The 19572-nt window shown below is 43.9% G+C and carries 23 protein-coding genes and 1 riboswitch; of the genes, 9 read left to right on the plus strand and 14 right to left on the minus strand.

Going from position 1 to position 19572, the window contains the following annotated elements; translation table 11 throughout:
- Positions 1–143: 143 nt before the first annotated feature.
- Both NSQ12_RS16110 and NSQ12_RS16115 read left to right on the plus strand, forming a co-directional pair.
- Positions 144–1112, plus strand: coding sequence for a TIGR01212 family radical SAM protein (locus tag NSQ12_RS16110; protein WP_024572829.1), 969 nt, complete (start codon positions 144–146; stop codon positions 1110–1112).
- Positions 1109–1693, plus strand: a complete 585-nt coding sequence (locus NSQ12_RS16115; RefSeq protein WP_004398483.1) for a class I SAM-dependent methyltransferase — start codon at positions 1109–1111, stop codon at positions 1691–1693. The genes NSQ12_RS16110 and NSQ12_RS16115 overlap by 4 nt, the downstream gene beginning before the upstream one ends.
- Here the strand turns inward: NSQ12_RS16115 and tbcS are convergent.
- Positions 1683–2786 carry a tetraprenyl-beta-curcumene synthase gene (tbcS, locus tag NSQ12_RS16120; protein ID WP_004399076.1) on the minus strand — a complete coding sequence of 368 codons (1104 nt, stop codon included), beginning with the start codon at positions 2784–2786 and terminating at the stop codon, positions 1683–1685. The two genes, NSQ12_RS16115 and tbcS, sit on opposite strands and share 11 nt — an antisense overlap.
- A 20-nt stretch (positions 2787–2806) precedes the next feature.
- The gene (gene ytpA, locus NSQ12_RS16125) at positions 2807–3586 is read right to left on the minus strand and encodes a phospholipase YtpA (protein ID WP_004398545.1); all 780 of its coding nucleotides are present in this window, start codon (positions 3584–3586) and stop codon (positions 2807–2809) included.
- 48 nt (positions 3587–3634) lie between these two features.
- Here ytpA and NSQ12_RS16130 point away from each other — a divergent pair, with 48 nt between their 5' ends.
- The gene (locus NSQ12_RS16130; protein ID WP_163259798.1) at positions 3635–4150 is read left to right on the plus strand and encodes a gamma carbonic anhydrase family protein; all 516 of its coding nucleotides are present in this window, start codon (positions 3635–3637) and stop codon (positions 4148–4150) included.
- A gap of 245 nt (positions 4151–4395) precedes the next feature.
- Here the strand turns inward: NSQ12_RS16130 and alaP are convergent, their stop codons facing one another.
- The 3 genes from alaP to metK form a co-directional block, all read right to left on the minus strand.
- Positions 4396–5787: an alanine permease AlaP gene (gene alaP, locus NSQ12_RS16135; RefSeq protein ID WP_339175145.1), complete on the minus strand. Its 1392-nt coding sequence runs from the start codon at positions 5785–5787 to the stop codon at positions 4396–4398.
- Positions 5788–5922: 135 nt separating this feature from the next.
- Positions 5923–7821, minus strand: coding sequence for an asparagine synthase (glutamine-hydrolyzing) (gene asnB, locus NSQ12_RS16140; RefSeq protein ID WP_004398625.1), 1899 nt, complete (start codon positions 7819–7821; stop codon positions 5923–5925).
- Positions 7822–7970: 149 nt separating this feature from the next.
- Positions 7971–9173: a methionine adenosyltransferase gene (gene metK, locus NSQ12_RS16145; RefSeq protein WP_003229102.1), complete on the minus strand. Its 1203-nt coding sequence runs from the start codon at positions 9171–9173 to the stop codon at positions 7971–7973.
- Positions 9174–9340: 167 nt separating this feature from the next.
- Positions 9341–9479: riboswitch (SAM riboswitch) on the minus strand.
- A gap of 196 nt (positions 9480–9675) precedes the next feature.
- Between metK and pckA the strand changes: the two genes are divergently transcribed.
- Positions 9676–11259 (plus strand): phosphoenolpyruvate carboxykinase (ATP), encoded by a 1584-nt coding sequence (pckA, locus tag NSQ12_RS16150; RefSeq protein WP_014480627.1) that lies wholly within the window; start codon positions 9676–9678, stop codon positions 11257–11259.
- A gap of 38 nt (positions 11260–11297) precedes the next feature.
- On the opposite strand, the gene NSQ12_RS16155 is transcribed toward pckA, so the two are convergent.
- Together NSQ12_RS16155 and NSQ12_RS16160 are read right to left on the minus strand one after the other, a co-directional pair.
- The gene (locus NSQ12_RS16155) at positions 11298–11540 is read right to left on the minus strand and encodes a DUF2584 domain-containing protein (RefSeq protein WP_015251393.1); all 243 of its coding nucleotides are present in this window, start codon (positions 11538–11540) and stop codon (positions 11298–11300) included.
- 51 nt (positions 11541–11591) lie between these two features.
- On the minus strand, positions 11592–12365 hold the full coding sequence (locus tag NSQ12_RS16160; RefSeq protein ID WP_003246204.1) for a prolyl oligopeptidase family serine peptidase: 774 nt from the start codon (positions 12363–12365) through the stop codon (positions 11592–11594).
- Between the two features lie 151 nt (positions 12366–12516).
- Between NSQ12_RS16160 and NSQ12_RS16165 the strand changes: the two genes are divergently transcribed.
- Genes NSQ12_RS16165 through NSQ12_RS16175 form a run of 3 tightly spaced genes read left to right on the plus strand, consistent with a single transcriptional unit; the run spans position 12517 to position 15103 of the window.
- On the plus strand, positions 12517–13521 hold the full coding sequence (locus NSQ12_RS16165) for an ABC transporter substrate-binding protein (protein WP_033884525.1): 1005 nt from the start codon (positions 12517–12519) through the stop codon (positions 13519–13521).
- 12 nt (positions 13522–13533) lie between these two features.
- A complete protein-coding gene (locus NSQ12_RS16170) occupies positions 13534–14316 on the plus strand; it encodes an ABC transporter ATP-binding protein (protein ID WP_003229092.1) in 783 nt (260 codons plus the stop codon).
- Positions 14291–15103: an ABC transporter permease gene (locus NSQ12_RS16175; protein WP_014477740.1), complete on the plus strand. Its 813-nt coding sequence runs from the start codon at positions 14291–14293 to the stop codon at positions 15101–15103. Before NSQ12_RS16170 ends, NSQ12_RS16175 begins: the two co-directional genes overlap by 26 nt.
- 26 nt (positions 15104–15129) lie before the next feature.
- Here the strand turns inward: NSQ12_RS16175 and ytkD are convergent, their stop codons facing one another.
- From ytkD to NSQ12_RS16190, 3 genes are all read right to left on the minus strand, one after another.
- Complete coding sequence (ytkD, locus tag NSQ12_RS16180) at positions 15130–15606, minus strand: RNA deprotection pyrophosphohydrolase (RefSeq protein ID WP_273796590.1); 477 nt, start codon at positions 15604–15606, stop codon at positions 15130–15132.
- A gap of 210 nt (positions 15607–15816) precedes the next feature.
- Positions 15817–16221 (minus strand): holin family protein, encoded by a 405-nt coding sequence (locus NSQ12_RS16185; protein WP_024573054.1) that lies wholly within the window; start codon positions 16219–16221, stop codon positions 15817–15819.
- A 165-nt stretch (positions 16222–16386) separates the two neighbouring features.
- Positions 16387–16824: a Dps family protein gene (locus NSQ12_RS16190; RefSeq protein WP_003229083.1), complete on the minus strand. Its 438-nt coding sequence runs from the start codon at positions 16822–16824 to the stop codon at positions 16387–16389.
- 128 nt (positions 16825–16952) lie between these two features.
- Between NSQ12_RS16190 and ytzI the strand changes: the two genes are divergently transcribed.
- Positions 16953–17093, plus strand: coding sequence for a YtzI protein (gene ytzI, locus NSQ12_RS16195; RefSeq protein ID WP_003229081.1), 141 nt, complete (start codon positions 16953–16955; stop codon positions 17091–17093).
- Here ytzI and NSQ12_RS16200 read toward each other — a convergent pair.
- A complete protein-coding gene (locus NSQ12_RS16200; protein ID WP_014480629.1) occupies positions 17087–17524 on the minus strand; it encodes a FixH family protein in 438 nt (145 codons plus the stop codon). The two genes, ytzI and NSQ12_RS16200, sit on opposite strands and share 7 nt — an antisense overlap.
- Before the next feature lie 119 nt (positions 17525–17643).
- On the minus strand, positions 17644–18117 hold the full coding sequence (locus NSQ12_RS16205; RefSeq protein WP_003219361.1) for an S-ribosylhomocysteine lyase: 474 nt from the start codon (positions 18115–18117) through the stop codon (positions 17644–17646).
- Positions 18118–18245: 128 nt separating this feature from the next.
- Between NSQ12_RS16205 and yidD the strand changes: the two genes are divergently transcribed.
- Positions 18246–18473, plus strand: a complete 228-nt coding sequence (yidD, locus tag NSQ12_RS16210) for a membrane protein insertion efficiency factor YidD (RefSeq protein ID WP_003229076.1) — start codon at positions 18246–18248, stop codon at positions 18471–18473.
- Here yidD and NSQ12_RS16215 read toward each other — a convergent pair.
- Positions 18470–19033: a carbonic anhydrase gene (locus tag NSQ12_RS16215; protein ID WP_003229074.1), complete on the minus strand. Its 564-nt coding sequence runs from the start codon at positions 19031–19033 to the stop codon at positions 18470–18472. The genes yidD and NSQ12_RS16215 overlap by 4 nt on opposite strands.
- Before the next feature lie 93 nt (positions 19034–19126).
- Complete coding sequence (locus tag NSQ12_RS16220) at positions 19127–19375, minus strand: type B 50S ribosomal protein L31 (RefSeq protein ID WP_003219346.1); 249 nt, start codon at positions 19373–19375, stop codon at positions 19127–19129.
- Positions 19376–19572 lie beyond the last annotated feature (197 nt).

Here is a 19572-nt window from a genome sequence, read left to right on the forward strand (position 1 = left end):
TAATGGAAATCATCCATCATTCATATTGTAGCCTCATCTGACTTTGTTCAATAAAGTAATTTATGGTCGATATTCATTTGTTCTCTTGTGAAATGCGTGCTACAATTTTAGGATGCAATCGTACGCAAGGAGGCACATGAATTGTGATGCAGAACAATCCTTTTCCTTATTCAAATACGGAAAAACGCTATCATACATTGAATTATCATCTCAGAGAACATTTCGGCCATAAGGTGTTTAAAGTGGCGCTTGACGGCGGTTTTGACTGTCCGAATCGGGACGGCACCGTAGCCCACGGAGGCTGTACGTTTTGCAGCGCAGCAGGCTCCGGCGATTTTGCCGGGAACCGGGCCGATGATTTAATTACGCAATTCCATGACATCAAAAACCGCATGCACGAAAAATGGAAGGACGGCAAGTACATCGCTTATTTTCAGGCTTTCACTAACACGCATGCGCCGGTTGAGGTGCTTCGCGAAAAATTCGAATCCGTCCTCGCCTTAGATGATGTGGTCGGCATTTCGATCGCCACACGCCCTGACTGTCTGCCTGATGATGTCGTTGATTACCTGGCAGAGCTGAATGAACGCACCTATTTGTGGGTGGAGCTTGGGCTTCAAACAGTTCATGAACGGACTGCACTTCTGATCAACCGCGCACATGATTTTAACTGCTATGTGGAAGGCGTCAATAAATTAAGAAAACACGGCATACGTGTCTGCTCGCATATTATCAACGGGCTGCCTTTGGAAGACCGGGACATGATGATGGAAACGGCAAAGGCCGTCGCAGATTTGGACGTCCAGGGCATTAAAATCCATCTGCTTCACCTACTGAAAGGCACGCCGATGGTCAAGCAATATGAAAAGGGAAAGCTGGAATTTCTTTCTCAAGATGATTATGTGCAGCTCGTCTGCGATCAGCTTGAGATCATTCCGCCTGAAATGATCGTCCACCGCATTACAGGTGACGGACCGATTGAGTTGATGATCGGGCCAATGTGGAGCGTCAACAAATGGGAAGTGCTTGGCGCCATTAATAAAGAGCTAGAAAATCGAGGCAGCTATCAAGGAAAGTTCTTTCAGCGCCTTGAGGAGGAATCAGCGCTATGATTTTGAAGAAAATTCTCCCTTATAGCAAAGAACTGCTGAAAATGGCCGCGGGAGAAGGAGATATTGTCGTAGATGCGACAATGGGCAACGGACATGATACACAGTTTTTAGCGGAGCTTGTTGGCGAAAACGGCCATGTGTACGCGTTCGACATCCAAGAATCAGCCGTGGCCAATACAAAGGAACGGCTCGGTGACATGTATCAAGCGCGAACAACGTTATTTCACAAAAGCCATGACAAAATCGCTGAATCCCTCCCGCCTGAAACACATGGCAAAGTGGCGGCCGCGGTATTTAACCTCGGCTATTTGCCGGGCGGGGACAAATCAATTACGACAAACGGCAGTTCTACGATCAAAGCCATTGAACAGCTTCTCAGCATCATGAAAGACGAAGGTCTGATTGTTCTCGTCGTCTATCATGGCCACCCGGAAGGCAAAGCTGAAAAAAACGACGTGCTCGAGTTTTGCCGGGACTTGGACCAGCAAACAGCCCGTGTATTAACATACGGATTTATCAATCAGCAAAATGACCCGCCATTTATTGTCGCCATCGAAAAAAAAGCTCAGATCAGCAAATGATTTGAGCTTTTTTCTTTGAGTTTTTCATCCAGGACATTTTTTGAAATTTCCGATAGGCTCTGCCGTTGATATAAAAGAAAAGGGAGGTTTTTCCGCTGGCTTTGATCAGCTTCTTTGCGAGCCGGCCCATTTCCTTTTGGCCTGCCACTTTATCATCCGACAAATAAACACCAAGCAAGCCGCGATTGATTAAACGATGGAAGTTTTCATGCGGAATGCCTTGTAAATGCTCGTCGGCTTTATGGATAAAGTGTTCAAGCCGGTCCATCATCTCTTCATGAGACTGATAATACGAGCAGAAATTCAAGTCTCCTTCCAGCAAGTCCTCCTCTTGATCAATCAAATAATCAAGCAGGATATGAAGGCCCTGTATGTAAGGAAAATAACTGTCGCGGATTTTTTTAGCGGTGCTTTCTGTGAAATCAGGCTGAAACGAATACGCAACCAGACAGAAAATGCCTAACGTTGAGCCTGCACAGGCTGAAAATTCATACCATTCCATCTCAGGCAGCTCTGATTCATATTGAGTAAACCACTTTTCAAGCCGCGGAACACGCTCATGCTCAATAACGTGCTTATGCACCTGCAAATCGCAATAATAGCCGCACAGTTCAAGCAGATAAGGTTTAATCATGTCATAGTGCTCAATGGAACCAAGGACACGCTGGCACGTTTTGACCAGTTCGTGCAGATATCCGCTGTCATCCTGTTCTTCCCTGAATTGATAATAGTTTTGCAGTTCCGCCCCAACTGTCAGTGCATCCTGCATTGAGGCATGGAGCATCCGAAAATCCTGCGGGTCCAGCGAGGTGCTGCGGTCACACAGATTGTCCAAATAATCACTAATCGTTTGATACGCGATGATAAACTCGACACATTTCTGCTTTTGGCTGCCTGACAATAAGGCCAGTATGCCGCCGCCTTCACAGTGAAACGTTTTGTCCCGAATACTTGCGGTTGCCTGTGCTTTCAATTCACTGTTATGAATCGATTCTGATTTTTGCTTCCATATGTCCAGCTCTTGATGAACGAGCGGAAAAATATCTCGATATACCTTTGCCATCAATCCAAAAGGATGTTCCGGTACTGTCAACACATGCACCCCCTACTAGTTCAAATATATTGATCAGTAAACGCTCTTGCTGCTTTAAAAACATCTTCTCTCTCGGGTTCATTGAAGATCTCATGGTAAAGCCCTTCCCACTCTCTGTATGCTTTATTATGAGAAGCAACACCATTAAACCACTTGATGACCATCGTTTTGTCAACAAGCTTGTCATCACCGGCTTGCATCACAAGAAGCGGAACTTTCAAAAATGCCTCTGTCGGCACCATTGCCGATTCAATTGTCTTTAAAAGCTCTCTGTACCATCTGACAGAAACTTTCCTGACGTATAACGAATCATTTTGGTCAGCCTCGATGACGTCCTCATTGCGCGTCGCCATATCAATTGATAATCCCGAATCAACCTTAAGTGACGGAGCGATGACATTCAGACCTTTTGATGCAAGATCAAGCGCTTTATTGACTTTAATTTGCAGTCCGAGACACGGTGATGATAAAATAATTCCCGTAATCCGGGGATTTCTTTGCTGTTTAACCCATTCAATTGCGACCAGACCGCCCATGCTGTGACCTAGAAGAAAAACCGGCAGATCAAAGGTTCGCGCTTTATCTATCCAAGCATCTACTTCATCAATGTATTCTTGAAACGAGCGAATATGCCCTCTCGCTCTTGTCGTTGTTCCCTGTCCAGGCAAATCGCCCATGACAACGTGATAACCCGAAGACCGCCACATTTCAATCAGCCATTTATATCGTCCGTGATATTCACTTGCCCCGTGAATGATTACAATCACTGCAACAGGTCTGTCTGCTTTCCAGGTCCACATGCTCTTCACCTCATACGAAATTTAAATAGAGAAAGAAGGATGAATCTTATGATCTACCCTTATAAGGAACACAAGCCAGATATCCACCCAACAGCCTTTATAGCTGATAATGCAACAATTACCGGTGATGTCGTGATCGGAGAACAGTCCAGCATTTGGTTTTCTGTTGTCATAAGGGGAGATGTTGCGCCGACCAGAATCGGAAACAGAGTCAATATCCAAGATTTAAGCTGCCTCCATCAAAGCCCGAACAAGACGCTACTCATTGAAGATGACGCCACGATAGGCCATCAGGTTACACTTCATAGCGCTGTTATCCGCAAGAACGCCTTAATCGGGATGGGCTCAATCATTTTAGACGGAGCCGAAATTGGCGAAGGCGCTTTTATTGGTGCCGGCAGTCTTGTCCCGCCCGGAAAAATCATTCCGCCTAACCATCTCGCCTTTGGCCGCCCTGCAAAAGTCATCCGCCCTTTGACGGAAGAAGACCGAAAAGATATGCAAAGAATACGGTCAGAATATGTAGAAAAGGGCCAATATTATAAATTTCTTCAACAAACATAAGACCTGCTTCGTCTTACTTTACCATTTTTCAAATTATATTTGAAAGCAATAACCATCGTTAACCCGGACGTCATAACAGTTCGGGTTTCGATTTTTCCATAAAACGTTCACATATAGCATGAAACGTATGACTTTTATCTTATCACAAAACTATAAACAGCCTCTGCAAACACACATACCTATTCTTTCCTGTTCTCTATTTTCTATGAGCACACACAAAAAGAGCCCACTGGGAGCTCTTTTTGTCAGCTGATATTTCGTTCGCTGGCAGCAGCCGCATTTTTTTTGTGAAACCCTTTTCCATAGTACACAGCCAGCAAGATGAGAAACCATATCGGCCCGATAATCACGGCTACTCTTGTATCAGGGCTGTAAGCCATAAGAATGACGACGAATGCTAGAAATGCCAATGACACATAAGACGTAAACGGAAATAAAGGCATTTTGTACTTTAATTGTTTCTTTTCTTCCGGCTTCAAACTTTTCCTGTATTTGATTTGAGAAAGCAAAATGATTGCCCACGTCCAAATCGCTCCGAACGTCGCAATACTTGTAACCCAAGTAAATACCTTCGCAGGGACAACATAGTTTAAGAGCACTCCGACTAATAAAGCCCCCGCTGAAGCCAGAACAGCTTTACCCGGGATGCCGCCTTTCGTCAGCTGACCGTATGCTTGTGGGGCCTCTTTCTGTTCCGCCAAGTTAAACAGCATCCGCCCTGTGCTGAAAATACCGCTGTTGCATGAAGACAGCGCGGCTGTCAACACGACAAAGTTAATGATGCCTGCAGCTGATGGAATGCCCACTTTTTGGAACGTGAGAACAAATGGGCTTCCCTGAGAGCCAATTTCCTGCCACGGATAAATAGACATAATGACGAATAAAGCGCCTACATAAAAAATCAAAATCCGCCAAAATACTGTATCAATTGCTTTGGCTAACGATTTTTGCGGGTTTTTCACCTCGCCAGCCGTCACCCCGATCATTTCAATCCCTAAATAGGCGAACATCACCATTTGAAGTGACAATAAAACCCCTTTTATTCCATGAGGGAAAAATCCACCGTTGTTCCACAAATTGCTGATTCCGGTTGCAATGCCCCCATTGCCGACTCCTGCAATAATCATCAATAAACCGACAGCAATCATGGATAAGATCGCAACAATTTTAATCAATGCGAACCAAAATTCCAGCTCACCGTAAGCTTTGACAGCCAGGAAATTAACACCCGTCATAATGACCAGTGCCGATAATGCCCAAATCCAGTTTGGCACGTCAGGAAACCAGAACCCCATATAGATACCGACAGCAGTAATTTCGGCCATACAGGTGACAACCCATAAAAACCAGTAGTTCCACCCTGTTAAATAGCCTGCAAGCGGTCCCAAATAATCACGCGCATACCTGCTGAAGGAGCCTGCGACCGGTTTTTGAATGGCAATTTCCCCAAGCGCTCTCATAATAAAAAACATGACCAGGCCGCTTGCGGCATACGCTACCAAAATACCAGGCCCTGCTAATTGAATAGCTGATGCGGAGCCGAGGAACAACCCTACTCCTATAGCAGCTCCTAAAGACATTAAAGAAATATGCCTTTCTTCGAGTCCGCGGTGCAGCTCTTGTTTTTGTTTTTGCATGCTTCTTCTCCCCTAGAAAAAAATATCATTATATCATTTTTCTGAATATTCCGTATGGATTGGGTAAATCAATGATGATGGAGAAATAAAAGGATAACAACAAGGCTTTCGACTACTCGAAAGCCTTGTTGTCTGTTACACAAAGATGACTTCTTTAGGCTGATGGCTCAGCTCTTCAGGCATATACCGTTTTTCAATATTGATGCTGTGCCAGATCATAAAGATCAGTACAGTCCAGATTTTACGGCTGTTATCAGCCTTGTCCGCACAATGGTCTTCAAGAAGCTGAAGGACATAATCCTTATGGATATAAGCATCCGTTTGGCTTTCTTGAATAATATTCCGCACCCATTCGTTCATTTCGTTTTTCAGCCAATGACGGATCGGTACAGGGAAACCAAGCTTTTTGCGGTTTAATACGTGCTCAGGCACAATTCCTTCAGCGGCTTTGCGAAGAAGATACTTCGTCGTGCCGTTCTTCGTTTTCAGCTCATCAGGAATTTTTGAAGCGACGTCGAATACGACTTTATCCAAGAACGGCACACGCAGTTCCAAAGAATTCGCCATCGTCATTTTATCCGCCTTTAACAAAATGTCGCCGCGCATCCAAGTGTGGATATCGACATACTGCATTTTGTTGATATCGCTGTACGAGCTGCTTTCTGTAAAGTAAGTCTTCGTCACATCGCGATATGAAAGGTTCGGATTATAATGCTTCAACAGCTGCTTTTTGACAGACTCTTCAAAGATTTTCGCGTTACCGATATAACGATCCTGAAGCGGAGTGCAGCCGCGCTCAAGCAGGCTCTTCCCTCTCATACCTTCAGGCATAACGGCAGCAACGTGCAGAAGCATCTTTTTCAAGCCGGACGGAATCCGTTCAAACGGTTTAAGCGAAAGCGGTTCACGGTAAATGTTATATCCGCCGAAGAGCTCATCCGCTCCTTCACCTGATAAAGCAACCGTTACATGTTTTTTCGCTTCTTTTGCAACAAAGTACAACGGAATCGCTGCCGGATCAGCAAGCGGGTCATCAAAATGCCAAACGATCTTCGGAAGCTCATTCATGTATTCCTCAGGCGAAATGACTTTGCTGATATTTTCAATGCCCAGCGCCGCTGCCGTTTCTTTCGCTACATCAACCTCACTGAAGCCCTGCTGTTCAAAGCCGACAGAGAATGTTTTTAAGCTTGGATGAAATTCCTTCGCAACAGACACAATAAAGGAAGAATCAATCCCGCCAGACAGGAACGAACCGACAGGAACGTCACTTCTCATATGAACGTTTACAGAGTCATAGATCGCGTCTCGGACTTCTTTCACAAGCTTGTCTTCTTCAGTCTGAACCGGCTTGAAGTTCGCTTTGAAATACGTTTTGAATGTGATATCGCCGTCCGGGCGGATTGTGAATTGTGAACCCGGCTCTACTTTTTTCACATGGGCATCAAGCGTGCTTGGTTCAGGAACAAATTGGAAAGACATGTACTGCTGCAATGCCTCTTTATCTATTTCAATATCATTCTGAGCAACCATTAAACTTTTTCTCTCTGAGGCAAAATAAACCTGATCATTGATCGTTGTGTAGTACAACGGTTTAATGCCGAATGGATCTCTTGCCCCATAAAGCACATGATCGTTTTTATTCCAAATCAGAAAGGCAAACATACCGCGCAGTTTGGACGCCGCTTCTTCTTTATAGTGACGGTAAGTCGCAAGAAGAACCTCTGTGTCCGAATCCGTGTTGAATGTGTACCCCTTTGCTTCAAGTTCTTCTCTCAGTTCGATATAGTTATAGATTTCTCCGTTAAAGATAATCCAATATGTTTCATCTTCATATGATAAAGGCTGTCCGCCATTTTCTACATCAATAATGCTGAGCCGTCTGAATCCGAAGCCGACGTGCTCATCATGGAAATATCCATCACTGTCAGGACCGCGGTGAACGATCATTTGGTTCATTTGTTTGATTAGTTCTTCTTGATCAGCGGTTTGAGCTAACGGATGCTTGTTAAAAACCCCGACAAATCCACACATAGTATTGCCTCCATAATTAAAATTGTCATCATTGAACCCCTATTTATAGACGCTGTGAATAGTATTTGGTTTCACAGTTATGTAAAAAAATAAACATGAATACAACGATAAAAAAGGGAAAGCCGCTTAACCAGTAAGCGGCTATAAAATTATTCTCCTAACGCTTCTTTACGCAGCTGCTCCGCTTTGTCTGTGCGCTCCCATGGAAGGTCAACATCGTGACGTCCAAAGTGGCCGTACGCAGCAGTTTGTTTGTAGATCGGACGGCGCAAATCAAGCATTTTGATAATGCCGGCAGGTCGTAAATCAAAGTTATTGCGAACAACTTCAATCAGTTTTTCCTCAGAAGCTTTTCCGGAACCGAATGTGTTGATTGAGATTGACACAGGCTGTGCAACACCGATCGCGTAAGCAAGCTGTACTTCGCAAGAATCAGCAAGCTCAGCCGCAACGATGTTTTTCGCAACGTATCTTGCCGCATAAGCTGCAGAACGGTCTACCTTCGTCGCGTCCTTACCTGAGAACGCGCCTCCGCCGTGGCGTGCATAGCCGCCGTACGTATCAACGATGATTTTGCGTCCTGTAAGTCCCGCATCCCCTTGAGGGCCTCCGATTACGAAACGTCCTGTAGGGTTGATGAAATATTTTGTTTCTTCATCAATCAGCTCTTCAGGAACAACCGGATTGATTACATGTTCTTTAATGTTGCGCTGAATTTGCTCAAGTGTAATTTCAGGATGATGCTGAGTTGAAATCACAATCGCGTCAATGCGGACTGGTTTGTTATTTTCATCGTACTCAACCGTTACCTGTGTTTTGCCGTCAGGGCGAAGGTACGGAAGAATATCTTCTTTACGGACTTCACTTAGGCGGCGGGCTAATTTATGGGCAAGTGAAATTGGAAGAGGCATAAGCTCTTTCGTTTCGTTGCACGCATAACCGAACATTAATCCTTGGTCACCCGCACCAATCGCTTCAATTTCTTCGTCGCTCATTGTGCCTTCACGGGCTTCAAGCGCTTGGTCTACGCCCATCGCGATATCAGCAGACTGCTCATCAATTGATGTTAAAACCGCACAAGTTTCCGCATCAAATCCGTATTTTGCACGTGTGTATCCGATTTCTTTAATGGTTTGGCGAACCGTTTTCGGAATGTCAACATACGTAGAAGTTGTGATCTCTCCGCTTACAAGAACCAAACCTGTTGTCACAGATGTTTCACAAGCAACACGCGCGTTAGGGTCTTTCTTTAAAATTTCATCTAAAATGCTGTCAGAAATCTGGTCACAGATTTTATCCGGATGCCCCTCCGTAACAGATTCTGATGTAAATAAACGACGATTTTTACTCATGATTTGCTTCCTCCTGCACAAGGCCTCCCGAAAGACCTTGTATATATGATACGGAACTCGCTCCCTCTTATACAATGTACAGTTATATTAGAGAATGTTAATTGGCATATTTATGAAATAAAAAAACCTTTTCCATCGAGGAAAGGGTTTGGTCTTTGTGCCTTTCACTCTTATCGCTCAAGGAATCATACAACCTTGCAACAGGTTAGCACCTTGGTTGTCTCACTCAGTTGAACATAATAAATAACAGAGAAACCGGTTGCTGGGCTTCATAGGGCCTGTCCCTCCGCCAGCTCGGGATAAGAGTATCCGCTCAATGAAATATCTTATCGTAAAAGGGTTTGCAATGTCAATATGATTCAGAAGAAATAGGCACCTATATTGAGGGAAAACAATGGAAATGCACACACAAAAAATAATAAATAGTATAGACTATTTGAAAATATATGTTATACTAATTCACAATTAGCAAAACACAAAAAACGATAAAGGAAGGTTTCATATGAACTCAGTTGATTTGACCGCTGATTTACAAGCCTTATTAACATGTCCAAATGTGCGTCATAATTTATCAGCAGCACAGCTAACAGAAAAAGTCCTCTCCCGAAACGAAGGCATTTTAACATCCACAGGTGCTGTTCGCGCGACTACAGGCGCTTACACAGGACGCTCACCTAAAGATAAATTCATCGTGGAGGAAGAAAGCACGAAAAATAAGATCGATTGGGGCCCGGTGAATCAGCCGATTTCAGAAGAAGCGTTTGAGCGGCTGTACACGAAAGTTGTCAGCTATTTAAAGGAGCGAGATGAACTGTTTGTTTTCGAAGGATTTGCCGGAGCAGACGAGAAATACAGGCTTCCGATCACTGTCGTAAATGAGTTCGCATGGCACAATTTATTTGCGCGGCAGCTGTTTATCCGTCCGGAAGGAAATGATAAGAAAACAGTTGAGCAGCCGTTCACCATTCTTTCTGCTCCGCACTTCAAAGCGGATCCAAAAACAGACGGCACTCATTCCGAAACGTTTATTATTGTCTCTTTCGAAAAGCGGACAATTTTAATCGGCGGAACTGAGTATGCCGGTGAAATGAAGAAGTCCATTTTCTCCATTATGAATTTCCTGCTGCCTGAAAGAGATATTTTATCTATGCACTGCTCCGCCAATGTCGGTGAAAAAGGCGATGTCGCCCTTTTCTTCGGACTGTCAGGAACAGGCAAGACCACCCTGTCGGCAGATGCTGACCGCAAGCTGATCGGTGACGATGAACATGGCTGGTCTGATACAGGCGTCTTTAATATTGAAGGCGGGTGCTACGCTAAGTGCATTCATTTAAGCGAGGAAAAGGAGCCGCAAATCTTTAACGCGATCCGCTTCGGGTCTGTTCTCGAAAATGTCGTTGTGGATGAAGATACACGCGAAGCCAATTATGATGATTCCTTCTATACTGAAAACACGCGGGCAGCTTACCCGATTCATATGATTGACAACATCGTGACTCCAAGCATGGCCGGCCATCCGTCAGCAATTGTATTTTTGACGGCTGATGCCTTCGGAGTCCTGCCGCCGATCAGCAAACTAACGAAGGAGCAGGCCATGTACCATTTCTTGAGCGGTTACACGAGTAAGCTTGCTGGAACCGAACGTGGTGTCACGTCTCCTGAAACGACGTTTTCTACATGCTTCGGCTCACCGTTCCTGCCGCTTCCTGCTCACGTCTATGCTGAAATGCTCGGCAAAAAGATCGATGAACACGGCGCAGACGTTTTCTTAGTCAATACCGGCTGGACCGGGGGCGGATACGGTACAGGCGAACGAATGAAGCTTTCTTACACTAGAGCAATGGTCAAAGCAGCGATTGAAGGTAAATTAGAGGATGCTGAAATGATAACTGACGATATTTTCGGCCTGCACATTCCGGCCCATGTTCCTGGCGTTCCTGATCATATCCTTCAGCCTGAAAACACGTGGACCAACAAGGAAGAATACAAAGAAAAAGCAGTCTACCTTGCAAATGAATTCAAAGAGAACTTTAAAAAGTTCGCACATACCGATGCCATCGCCCAGGCAGGCGGCCCTCTCGTATAAAAAACAAAAGCCAAGAGCAATTGTGCTCTTGGCTTGTTTTAATTGACGGAATGCAAAGAAGTCAGCTTGTATGTAATGATGGTCCGGCCTTCTTCCCATTGAAGCTTCTGCACTTCAGCTGTGCCTGACTTTTCGCCAAACTTTGTTTTGCGTACATCCATTGGAATCTCCATCGGATATACTCGGTATCCGTCCTTCTCTAACGTGAATATATTTTCATCTATGCGAACTTCTTTTCCTTTTGTCACAATCAGTGTATTAAATTCAATAGGCATTCCCAAAGTGAAATCCCCTTTCGTTCTCTTTTTTCTTTATCATAACATATTTCACTGTCAGCGGTTTTTCATCCATTGTGTGAGCTGCCGCACGATACGCCGGTTTTCTTTTGGCGGGAAATAATGTGTGAATGTACTGTAGTACCACGTCTCCACCGGCTTATGCAGTTGTTTTAGCTTCTCTTCTAATAAATAGGAATGCTGAATTGAAACATTTTGGTCTTTTTCTCCATGGATTAACAGCACGGGAGCCTGAATTTTGTTTACTTGGTCAAACGGTGTCCTCCATTGATATTCCTCAGGCACCTTTTTCGGTGTTCCGCCGATGACTCTTTTCATCATTCGCCGCAAATCCTGCCGCTCCTCGTATGTAAGAATCATATCACTGACGCCTCCCCAGGAAACAAATGAAGCTGCCTGCCCGCCCATTTCGATCGCAGTGAGCATTCCCATAATTCCGCCGCGGGAAAAACCGAAGATGTGGATTCTATCCTTCTTGACATTTGGGTGCTGCTGAAGCAGGCGAAAAGCAGAAAATGCATCCTCCCTGTCTTCTCCGGCAAAATCCTCATTGCCTTCTCCTCCTTGATTTCCTCTGTAAAAAGGAGCAAACACCACAAACCCTTGGGATGCAAACTGGATAATCCGGCCCGGCCGAACCATGCCCACGCTTTTAATCCCGCCGCGCAAATATAAAAATCCGTCATATTGTCCCGGTTCCGCCGGCTCAGCCAGAAGCCCCTTAACCCGTAATCCATTTGACAGATAGCAGATCGTATACAAACGCACATGCTGGCTTGGCGACGGAAATCTTCTTTTCTCTACAATCAAAACAGCCGCCTCCTTTTTTTCTATATGCTTTCCTTACTCCAAAATTACATCCGGAGAACCTGGTTAGGCATTCACACATTTTTATACCCATCATACGATATGTAAAGCAAAAAAGGATATTAACTTGATGCGAAATAAGGAGGTTGTCTATGTGAACAGATGGTTAAGGCTGGGCTTCGCCTGTGTCGGCAGTATCTTTCTGATGATCGCCCTGGCGGCTTGCAAGCAGGAAGAAACGCTCACCAAAGTCAAAGTAGCTGAAGTGACCCATTCAATTTTTTACGCACCTTTATATGTTGCTGAGTCTAAAGGTTTTTTTAAGGAAGAAGGGCTTGATGTCGATGTGAATACGACCTGGGGCGGAGACAAAACGATGACATCGCTTCTTTCCAACGGCTCCGACATCGCGCTTGTCGGGTCAGAAACATCTATTTATGTCGAAGCGCAAGGGGCTAAAGATCCCGTCATTAATTTCGCCCAGCTGACTCAGACAGACGGAACGTTTCTTGTCGCGAGAGAAGATGTTGAACACTTCGACTGGGATCAGCTGAAAGGAAAAACGTTTCTCGGCCAGCGAAAAGGCGGCATGCCGCAAATGGTCGGCGAGTATGTGCTGAACAAACATAAGATTGACCCGCATAAGGATATAGACCTTATCCAGAACATAGACTTCGCCAATATTGCCAATGCGTTTGCTTCTGGAACCGGTGAGTATGTACAGCTCTTTGAACCGCAGGCTTCTCTCTTTGAGAAAAAAGGCATCGGCCATATCGTTGCTTCATTCGGAGAAGAATCAGGAGAGGTTCCTTATACGACTTTTATGGCGAAACAAAGCTATTTGAAGAAAAATGAAGACACAGCCGTCAAGTTTACAAAAGCCATTTATAAGGCGCAGCAGTGGGTTGAAAATCATTCTGCGAAGGACATCACAGATGCCATTAAAGATGAATTTGATGATACCGACCCAGACGTCATCGAAACATCCATTGAACGCTATAAAAAACAGCATTCATATTCGCCAGACCCTCTGCTTAACGAAAAAGAATGGGAGCTTCTCCAAACCATTATGGATCAATCGGGAGAACTGCCGAAGCACATTCCATACAATCAGCTTGTAAATAAACATATTGCTGAAAAAGTCACCTCGGAGAAATAGGAGGCGCCATCTATGTCTTTCTTACATGTCGACCATGTAACCCATACTTATTTTTCTATTAAAGAAAAAACAACGGCTGTGCGGGATATTCATTTCGATGCCGAAAAAGGTGATTTCATCTCATTTCTCGGCCCAAGCGGCTGCGGAAAAACAACACTGCTTTCCATTATTGCCGGTTTGATTGAGCCATCAGAAGGCAGAGTTCTGATTGAAGGCCGTGAGCCGAATCAAAAAGAACATAATATTGGCTATATGCTTCAGCAGGATTACTTATTTCCCTGGAAATCTATCGAGGAAAATGTGCTTCTCGGTTTAAAAATCGCCGACACGCTGACAGAAGAAAGCAAAGCCGCTGCACTCGGTCTATTGCCGGAGTTCGGCCTCATAGATGTGGAGAAAAAATATCCGAAAGAGCTGTCAGGCGGGATGCGCCAGCGGGCTGCGCTTGCAAGAACACTTGCGCCTAACCCTAGTCTGCTTTTGCTGGATGAGCCATTTTCCGCGCTTGATTTTCAGACAAAGCTGTCTTTGGAAAACCTGGTATTCCGCACATTAAAGGAATATCAAAAAACAGCAGTGCTTGTCACTCATGATATAGGGGAAGCGATAGCGATGAGCGATACGATCTTTTTATTTTCAAATCAGCCGGGCACCATCCATCAGATTTTTACCATTCCTAAGGAATTGGCCGCAATGTTGCCTTTTGACGCCCGTCAGGAACCTTCCTTCCAGACACTGTTTCAAACGATATGGAAGGAGCTGAATTCTCTTGAGAAACAGCAAAGAAACCATTGATCTGCTTCACGAGCAGTATCAATTCAAACAGAAAAAGGAAAAGTGGAAGGTCCATTCCTTTCAGCTTGCCATATTTATTCTCTTTTTCTCGGGCTGGGAAACCTCCAGCAGGCAGGGCTGGATCGATCCGCTGATCTTCAGCTCTCCATCAGCTGTGTGGCGATTATTGCTGGAGAAACTTGGTGACGGTTCTTTACTGTCACACATCGGCGTCACTTTATTTGAAACGGTGCTTGGCTTTTTGCTTGGGACGTTTATGGGCACGTGCCTCGCCGCTTTGTTATGGTGGTCTAACCGACTTGCCAGAATTTTAGATCCGTACCTTGTGATTTTGAATGCAATGCCGAAAGTAGCCCTGGGCCCGATCCTGATTGTCGCGCTCGGCCCCAGTTTTATCAGCATCATTGCGATGGGAGCCATCATCAGCGTCATTATCACAACCATCGTTGTCTATACCGCCTTCCAGGAGGTCGACGAAAACTATACGAAAGTCATGAAAACATTCGGCGCAAAAAAGTGGGTTATTTTTAAAGAAGTCATACTGCCTGCATCCTCCCCCGCGATTATTTCAACACTAAAAGTGAACGTCGGTTTATCATGGGTTGGCGTCATTGTAGGGGAATTCCTCGTTTCGAAGGTCGGATTAGGATATATGATTATTTACGGATTCCAAGTCTTCAATTTTACACTCGTCTTCTTAAGCCTGCTGATCATCGCCATCTTCGCCACTCTGATGTATCAGGGCGTCGAGCTGCTGGAAAAGAAATGGACGAAGGGGAGGACATAAAAAACCCGGCACATGTGCCGGGTTTTTTATTCAATCCATCCAGATTCTTTCAGTTTTTTCAAACTGATCGGAAGTACGGAATCCTTCATAATAAAGCTGAATTTTTTATTGCGGGAAAGGTTCTCCGGAAGCTCGTGAAACAAAACCGGGCCTTTCGTTTCAAAGTAATCAGCTTGCTTTTCAAGCTTTTCTATATCTGCAAAATATATACTTTTCACAATCACTTTTTCTTTTCCGAGAACTTTATACTGTCCGAGATACTTGAGGCTTTTGACTCTCGCGCCCGTCTCTTCCTTTACTTCCCGGAGCGCAGCCTCTTCTGCGCACTCCATCGGCTCTACTTTCCCGCCTGGAAACTCATAGCCTCTGTCCTCATGTTCTGTTAAAAGCCATTTGCCGCCAAAACGGCAAATCACCCAGACATGCTTCGGGCTGTCCGAGAAAGGCTGATCGTCAAAGGAAAGCTGAACAGTATTCTGATAATAATCTTTAAACTCGTACATGTTTATCCCTCAAATCCGTTCCTAGCTATCTTCCATACATCATACCACAGTTACGTTTCTTCGGAAGCCTTTTATCAAAAAATAAGGGGAAACCCAGCACGCCGTCAGGTTCTGCATGCAGACTAGCTCGTACAGTTTTTTTGCGATAGCTTTTGCCGAAAAGTGCGACCGACGCTCTGGGCTTTATTATGACCCGCGAACAGGGAAAAGTTACGGTTTGCGCTTAAATTTATTTTTTAACGTTTCTAAAAGATCGACAAGCATCTGAGGAACCGGTATGCCAAGAGAACTGGCTGTCACAACAATTTGCACAGATTCATAAAGAATATAAAACATAATAGCCAAGTCACGAATTGATCCCTCTGTATTCAGCAGCTGATCAAAAAAGTGGCATACAGAGATCAGAGCCAGCGTGACTAATTTTTTGACAAGCCGGGCAAATATCTTCTTAAACGACAGTTTGTGAATAATCGTTTCCTTCAAAGTCGTACTGATAAATTCAATTGCCATAAGAGAGAGCAAAATCAGAAATGAATACTGAAAACCTCCAAAGAAAAAACCCGCTGCTGAAACGCTGACTGCTATTAACGAAAAGATGCCAAAGTCTCTATCCATTTATCCCAACATCCTTTCACAGAAACGGCCTTACGATATTCTATGGAAAACAAGCCAAACGGATTGGATTTTTCAGAAAAATGGACTGGTTGTCGCCTATTTTTCAGATACAAAAAGAAAAGCCGGACGTCTTTTTTAAGACATCCGGCCGTTCTATTTTTGAACTTAACCTAGGTAAGCTTTTAGCATCCAGTTATGTTTTTCAATATTTTGATGGATCGCAAGAAGCATGTCCCCTGTTGTTTCGTCACCGACTTCATCAGCTAAATCCATGCCGTTTTTCAGCTCTTCCGCGATGACTGTGAAATCATCATATACGCTTTGAACCATTTGTTCAGCTGTTTCATTTCCAGCAGCTTCTTTGACAGAAGCCGTTTCTAAGGATTCCTTCATTGTTGCAATCGGTTTTCCGTTCAGCGCCAAAAGACGTTCTGCTAAGTCATCAATATAAGTTGCTGTTTCGTTGTACAGCTCCTCAAACTTTTCATGAAGAGTGAAGAAATCTTTCCCTTTCACATACCAGTGATAATTATGTAGTTTCACATACATGACCGTCCAGTTGGCTACTTGTTTGTTCACTGCTTGAATCAATTGTTCTGACATGGTATCTCCTCCTTGTTATATGACTATGTATACCCTTAATATCGTACGCTAAAACCTCTTTTTTACCCTTATCTGTCACGATTTCTTCTATTATGCTACAATTGTTAAAAAACGGGAGGTGGAATGTCATGACGCTTCTCATTACGATAAGTATTTTGATTGTGCTGGCTGTTTTGCTTGTAACCATTTGGACGACTGTAAAAGCCTATAATGTAAAGCATACCATTGATCCACCACAAGAAAATCACTCTGATTCACACAATCAATGATGATGTGAATGCTCCTCTTCTGACTGATTGCTGGCAGCATCGGCGTCTCCGACTTGGACTTTTAAGGTCGGCATGCTATGCTGTTTTTTTGCTGTGACATGAGATTGGACAGTGTATACACCATCTTCCTTAAACGTCGTTTCCAATCGGTATACGCCTTTTTCTTGTTTCGCCTTAAACATTTGGCTTGCGTCTTTTTCCCCTTCTTTCCATACTTCAAACTCTACTTCATCGGCATCCGTCACAGCTTCATCACCATATGATACGGCTGCTTCATAAGCAGCGCTTTCTCCGGGATTTACTTTTTCAGGCCCGGTCAGCTTGACATCCAAAACCTCGGGCGTCTCAGCCGTATTTGCTTTGCTTTCACCAGATCCGCATCCGTTAAGCAAAAAAGCAGAAAAAAGCAGAACAACCAACATCTTTTTCATGCCATCACCCTTTCATCGTTTACCTAAATAGTAGCAAACGCTTACAGCAAATGGTACACAAAATATGAGACGTCACAAAAAAGACCTTTTTGCTTAAGCGCAAAAAGGTCCTTTCTATATTAGCCAAATACTTTTAGCAATTCTTCTTTATCCTGTGAAAGCCAGAAACGCATTAAACGTTTAGCGCCTTCCAGATCATGAAGCTTCGCTTGGCCGCACTGCTTTTCATTCGCAGCTGGTATTTCTGTAATCTCTACCGCTTCCTTCATTGTGTCTTCAAGCAGATCAACGATTTCCGCTGATGTCGGCTCTCCGCTCACAACTAGATAATAGCCTGTCTGGCAGCCCATTGGAGAAATATCAATGATATCAAAATGATCGTATTTCTCAGCGTGAGAACGAATCGTAAACGCGAGCAAATGCTCGAGTGTGTGAATGGTGTCAGGCTTCATCGCCTGTTTATTTGGCTGGCAAAAACGAATGTCAAATTTATTGACAACGCCGTCTGTTCCCACTTTATGCACGCCGCAATGTCTTACATATGGAGCAACAACCGCATTATGATCAAGCTCAAAACTTTCTACTGAAGGCATAATGGCACTCTCCCCTTTTTTAAAAATGTAATTTCATTATAACATACTTTTCCGATAAGAATTATTGATTAACTTTTCAATCTGTGTTTTTTTTCTTATACTTGCATCAGAAAGGTTGCTGAAGAAACATGAAAACCCTATTCATCGCTCTGATCAGAGGATATCAAAAATTCATCTCGCCCCTGACACCGCCAACGTGCCGCTTTTATCCGACCTGTTCCCAATATGGAATCGAAGCGATTAAAACACATGGCGCTTTAAAAGGCGGATGGCTGACAATCAAACGGATTTTGAAATGCCACCCGTTCCATCCGGGAGGAGTCGATCCCGTTCCTGAAAAGAAACAAAAACATTAATTGTTATAACCGTTTACGATAAGATCCAGTTTTCCGGTTTTAGGATCAATGACTAAGCCATGGACCGGAACGTTTTCAGGGAACAGCGGGTGATGTTTAATAACATCTACGCTGTCTTTCACACTCGCTTCCACTGAATCAAAGCTTTTAAACCATTGATCAAAGTCTACACCGGAGTACTTTATTGTTTCGATGCGTTCTTCCGGAATCCCTCTTGCTTTGATTTTTTCAAGCATGCTTTTGCTGCTGATTTTGCTCATGCCGCAATCGTGATGCCCGATCACACACACCTCATCTGCATTCAGCTCGTACACTGCGACGAGTATACTTCTCATGATGCTTCCGAATGGGTGTGTCACAAGCGCACCGGCACTTTTAATGATTTTCACATCACCGTTTCGCAAATTCATCGCATGCGGCAGCAGTTCAACCAGACGAGTATCCATGCAAGAAAGAATCGCCATTTTTTTATCTGGAAATTTTGATGTTTGATACTTTTCATACTCTCTTTGTTCAGTAAATGTCTTGTTAAATTCGAGAATATCATTTAGAAGACTCATGTTCGTTGTCCCTTTCTATTCTTTTTACTCTTCAATATATCACAACCCTTGTTTATTCGTCATAATAAAAAAAGACAAACCCTCAGGCCTGCCTTATTTCCCCATGTTATAGCGTTTTTTGAACTGCTCAACTCGTCCGCCTTTTTCATTGAATTTCTGGCGGCCTGTATAAAACGGATGCGTGTCAGAGCTTACCTCTACTTTAATGACAGGATATGTGTTTCCGTCTTCCCACTCTGCTGTTTCATTAGATGTTTTCGTAGAGGTGCTGAGAAAACGGTAGCCGCTGTTGACATCCTGAAATATCACTTTGTGGTTCTTCGGATGAATTCCTTCTTTCATGTGAATCTCCTTTCAATAAATCGTAATAATTACGTTTTATTTTATAACCTTACAAACGTTTTGTCAATCTTCTTATATCCTTCCCTCTGTTTTCACATCGTAAACCTCATGGCATTTAAGAATAGGAAGAATAATCTAACCGAGGAAGCAAATAATAAACCCAAAATACATACAGAACGTCTTTTTGGAAAGGTGGT

This window comes from Bacillus sp. PS95 (assembly GCF_037963565.1).
Classification (GTDB): domain Bacteria; phylum Bacillota; class Bacilli; order Bacillales; family Bacillaceae; genus Bacillus; species Bacillus subtilis.

Coding starts and splice junctions, on each gene's coding strand:
- NSQ12_RS16115 (WP_004398483.1), top strand. CDS start 1,109: ATGATTTTGAAGAAAATTCTCCCTTATAGCAAAGAACTGCTGAAAATG.
- ytpA (WP_004398545.1), bottom strand. CDS start 3,586: ATGTGGACCTGGAAAGCAGACAGACCTGTTGCAGTGATTGTAATCATT.
- NSQ12_RS16130 (WP_163259798.1), top strand. CDS start 3,635: ATGATCTACCCTTATAAGGAACACAAGCCAGATATCCACCCAACAGCC.
- alaP (WP_339175145.1), bottom strand. CDS start 5,787: ATGCAAAAACAAAAACAAGAGCTGCACCGCGGACTCGAAGAAAGGCAT.
- asnB (WP_004398625.1), bottom strand. CDS start 7,821: ATGTGTGGATTTGTCGGGGTTTTTAACAAGCATCCGTTAGCTCAAACC.
- metK (WP_003229102.1), bottom strand. CDS start 9,173: ATGAGTAAAAATCGTCGTTTATTTACATCAGAATCTGTTACGGAGGGG.
- pckA (WP_014480627.1), top strand. CDS start 9,676: ATGAACTCAGTTGATTTGACCGCTGATTTACAAGCCTTATTAACATGT.
- NSQ12_RS16170 (WP_003229092.1), top strand. CDS start 13,534: ATGTCTTTCTTACATGTCGACCATGTAACCCATACTTATTTTTCTATT.
- ytkD (WP_273796590.1), bottom strand. CDS start 15,606: ATGTACGAGTTTAAAGATTATTATCAGAATACTGTTCAGCTTTCCTTT.
- NSQ12_RS16185 (WP_024573054.1), bottom strand. CDS start 16,221: ATGGATAGAGACTTTGGCATCTTTTCGTTAATAGCAGTCAGCGTTTCA.
- NSQ12_RS16190 (WP_003229083.1), bottom strand. CDS start 16,824: ATGTCAGAACAATTGATTCAAGCAGTGAACAAACAAGTAGCCAACTGG.
- ytzI (WP_003229081.1), top strand. CDS start 16,953: ATGACGCTTCTCATTACGATAAGTATTTTGATTGTGCTGGCTGTTTTG.
- NSQ12_RS16200 (WP_014480629.1), bottom strand. CDS start 17,524: ATGAAAAAGATGTTGGTTGTTCTGCTTTTTTCTGCTTTTTTGCTTAAC.
- NSQ12_RS16205 (WP_003219361.1), bottom strand. CDS start 18,117: ATGCCTTCAGTAGAAAGTTTTGAGCTTGATCATAATGCGGTTGTTGCT.
- yidD (WP_003229076.1), top strand. CDS start 18,246: ATGAAAACCCTATTCATCGCTCTGATCAGAGGATATCAAAAATTCATC.
- NSQ12_RS16215 (WP_003229074.1), bottom strand. CDS start 19,033: ATGAGTCTTCTAAATGATATTCTCGAATTTAACAAGACATTTACTGAA.
- NSQ12_RS16220 (WP_003219346.1), bottom strand. CDS start 19,375: ATGAAAGAAGGAATTCATCCGAAGAACCACAAAGTGATATTTCAGGAT.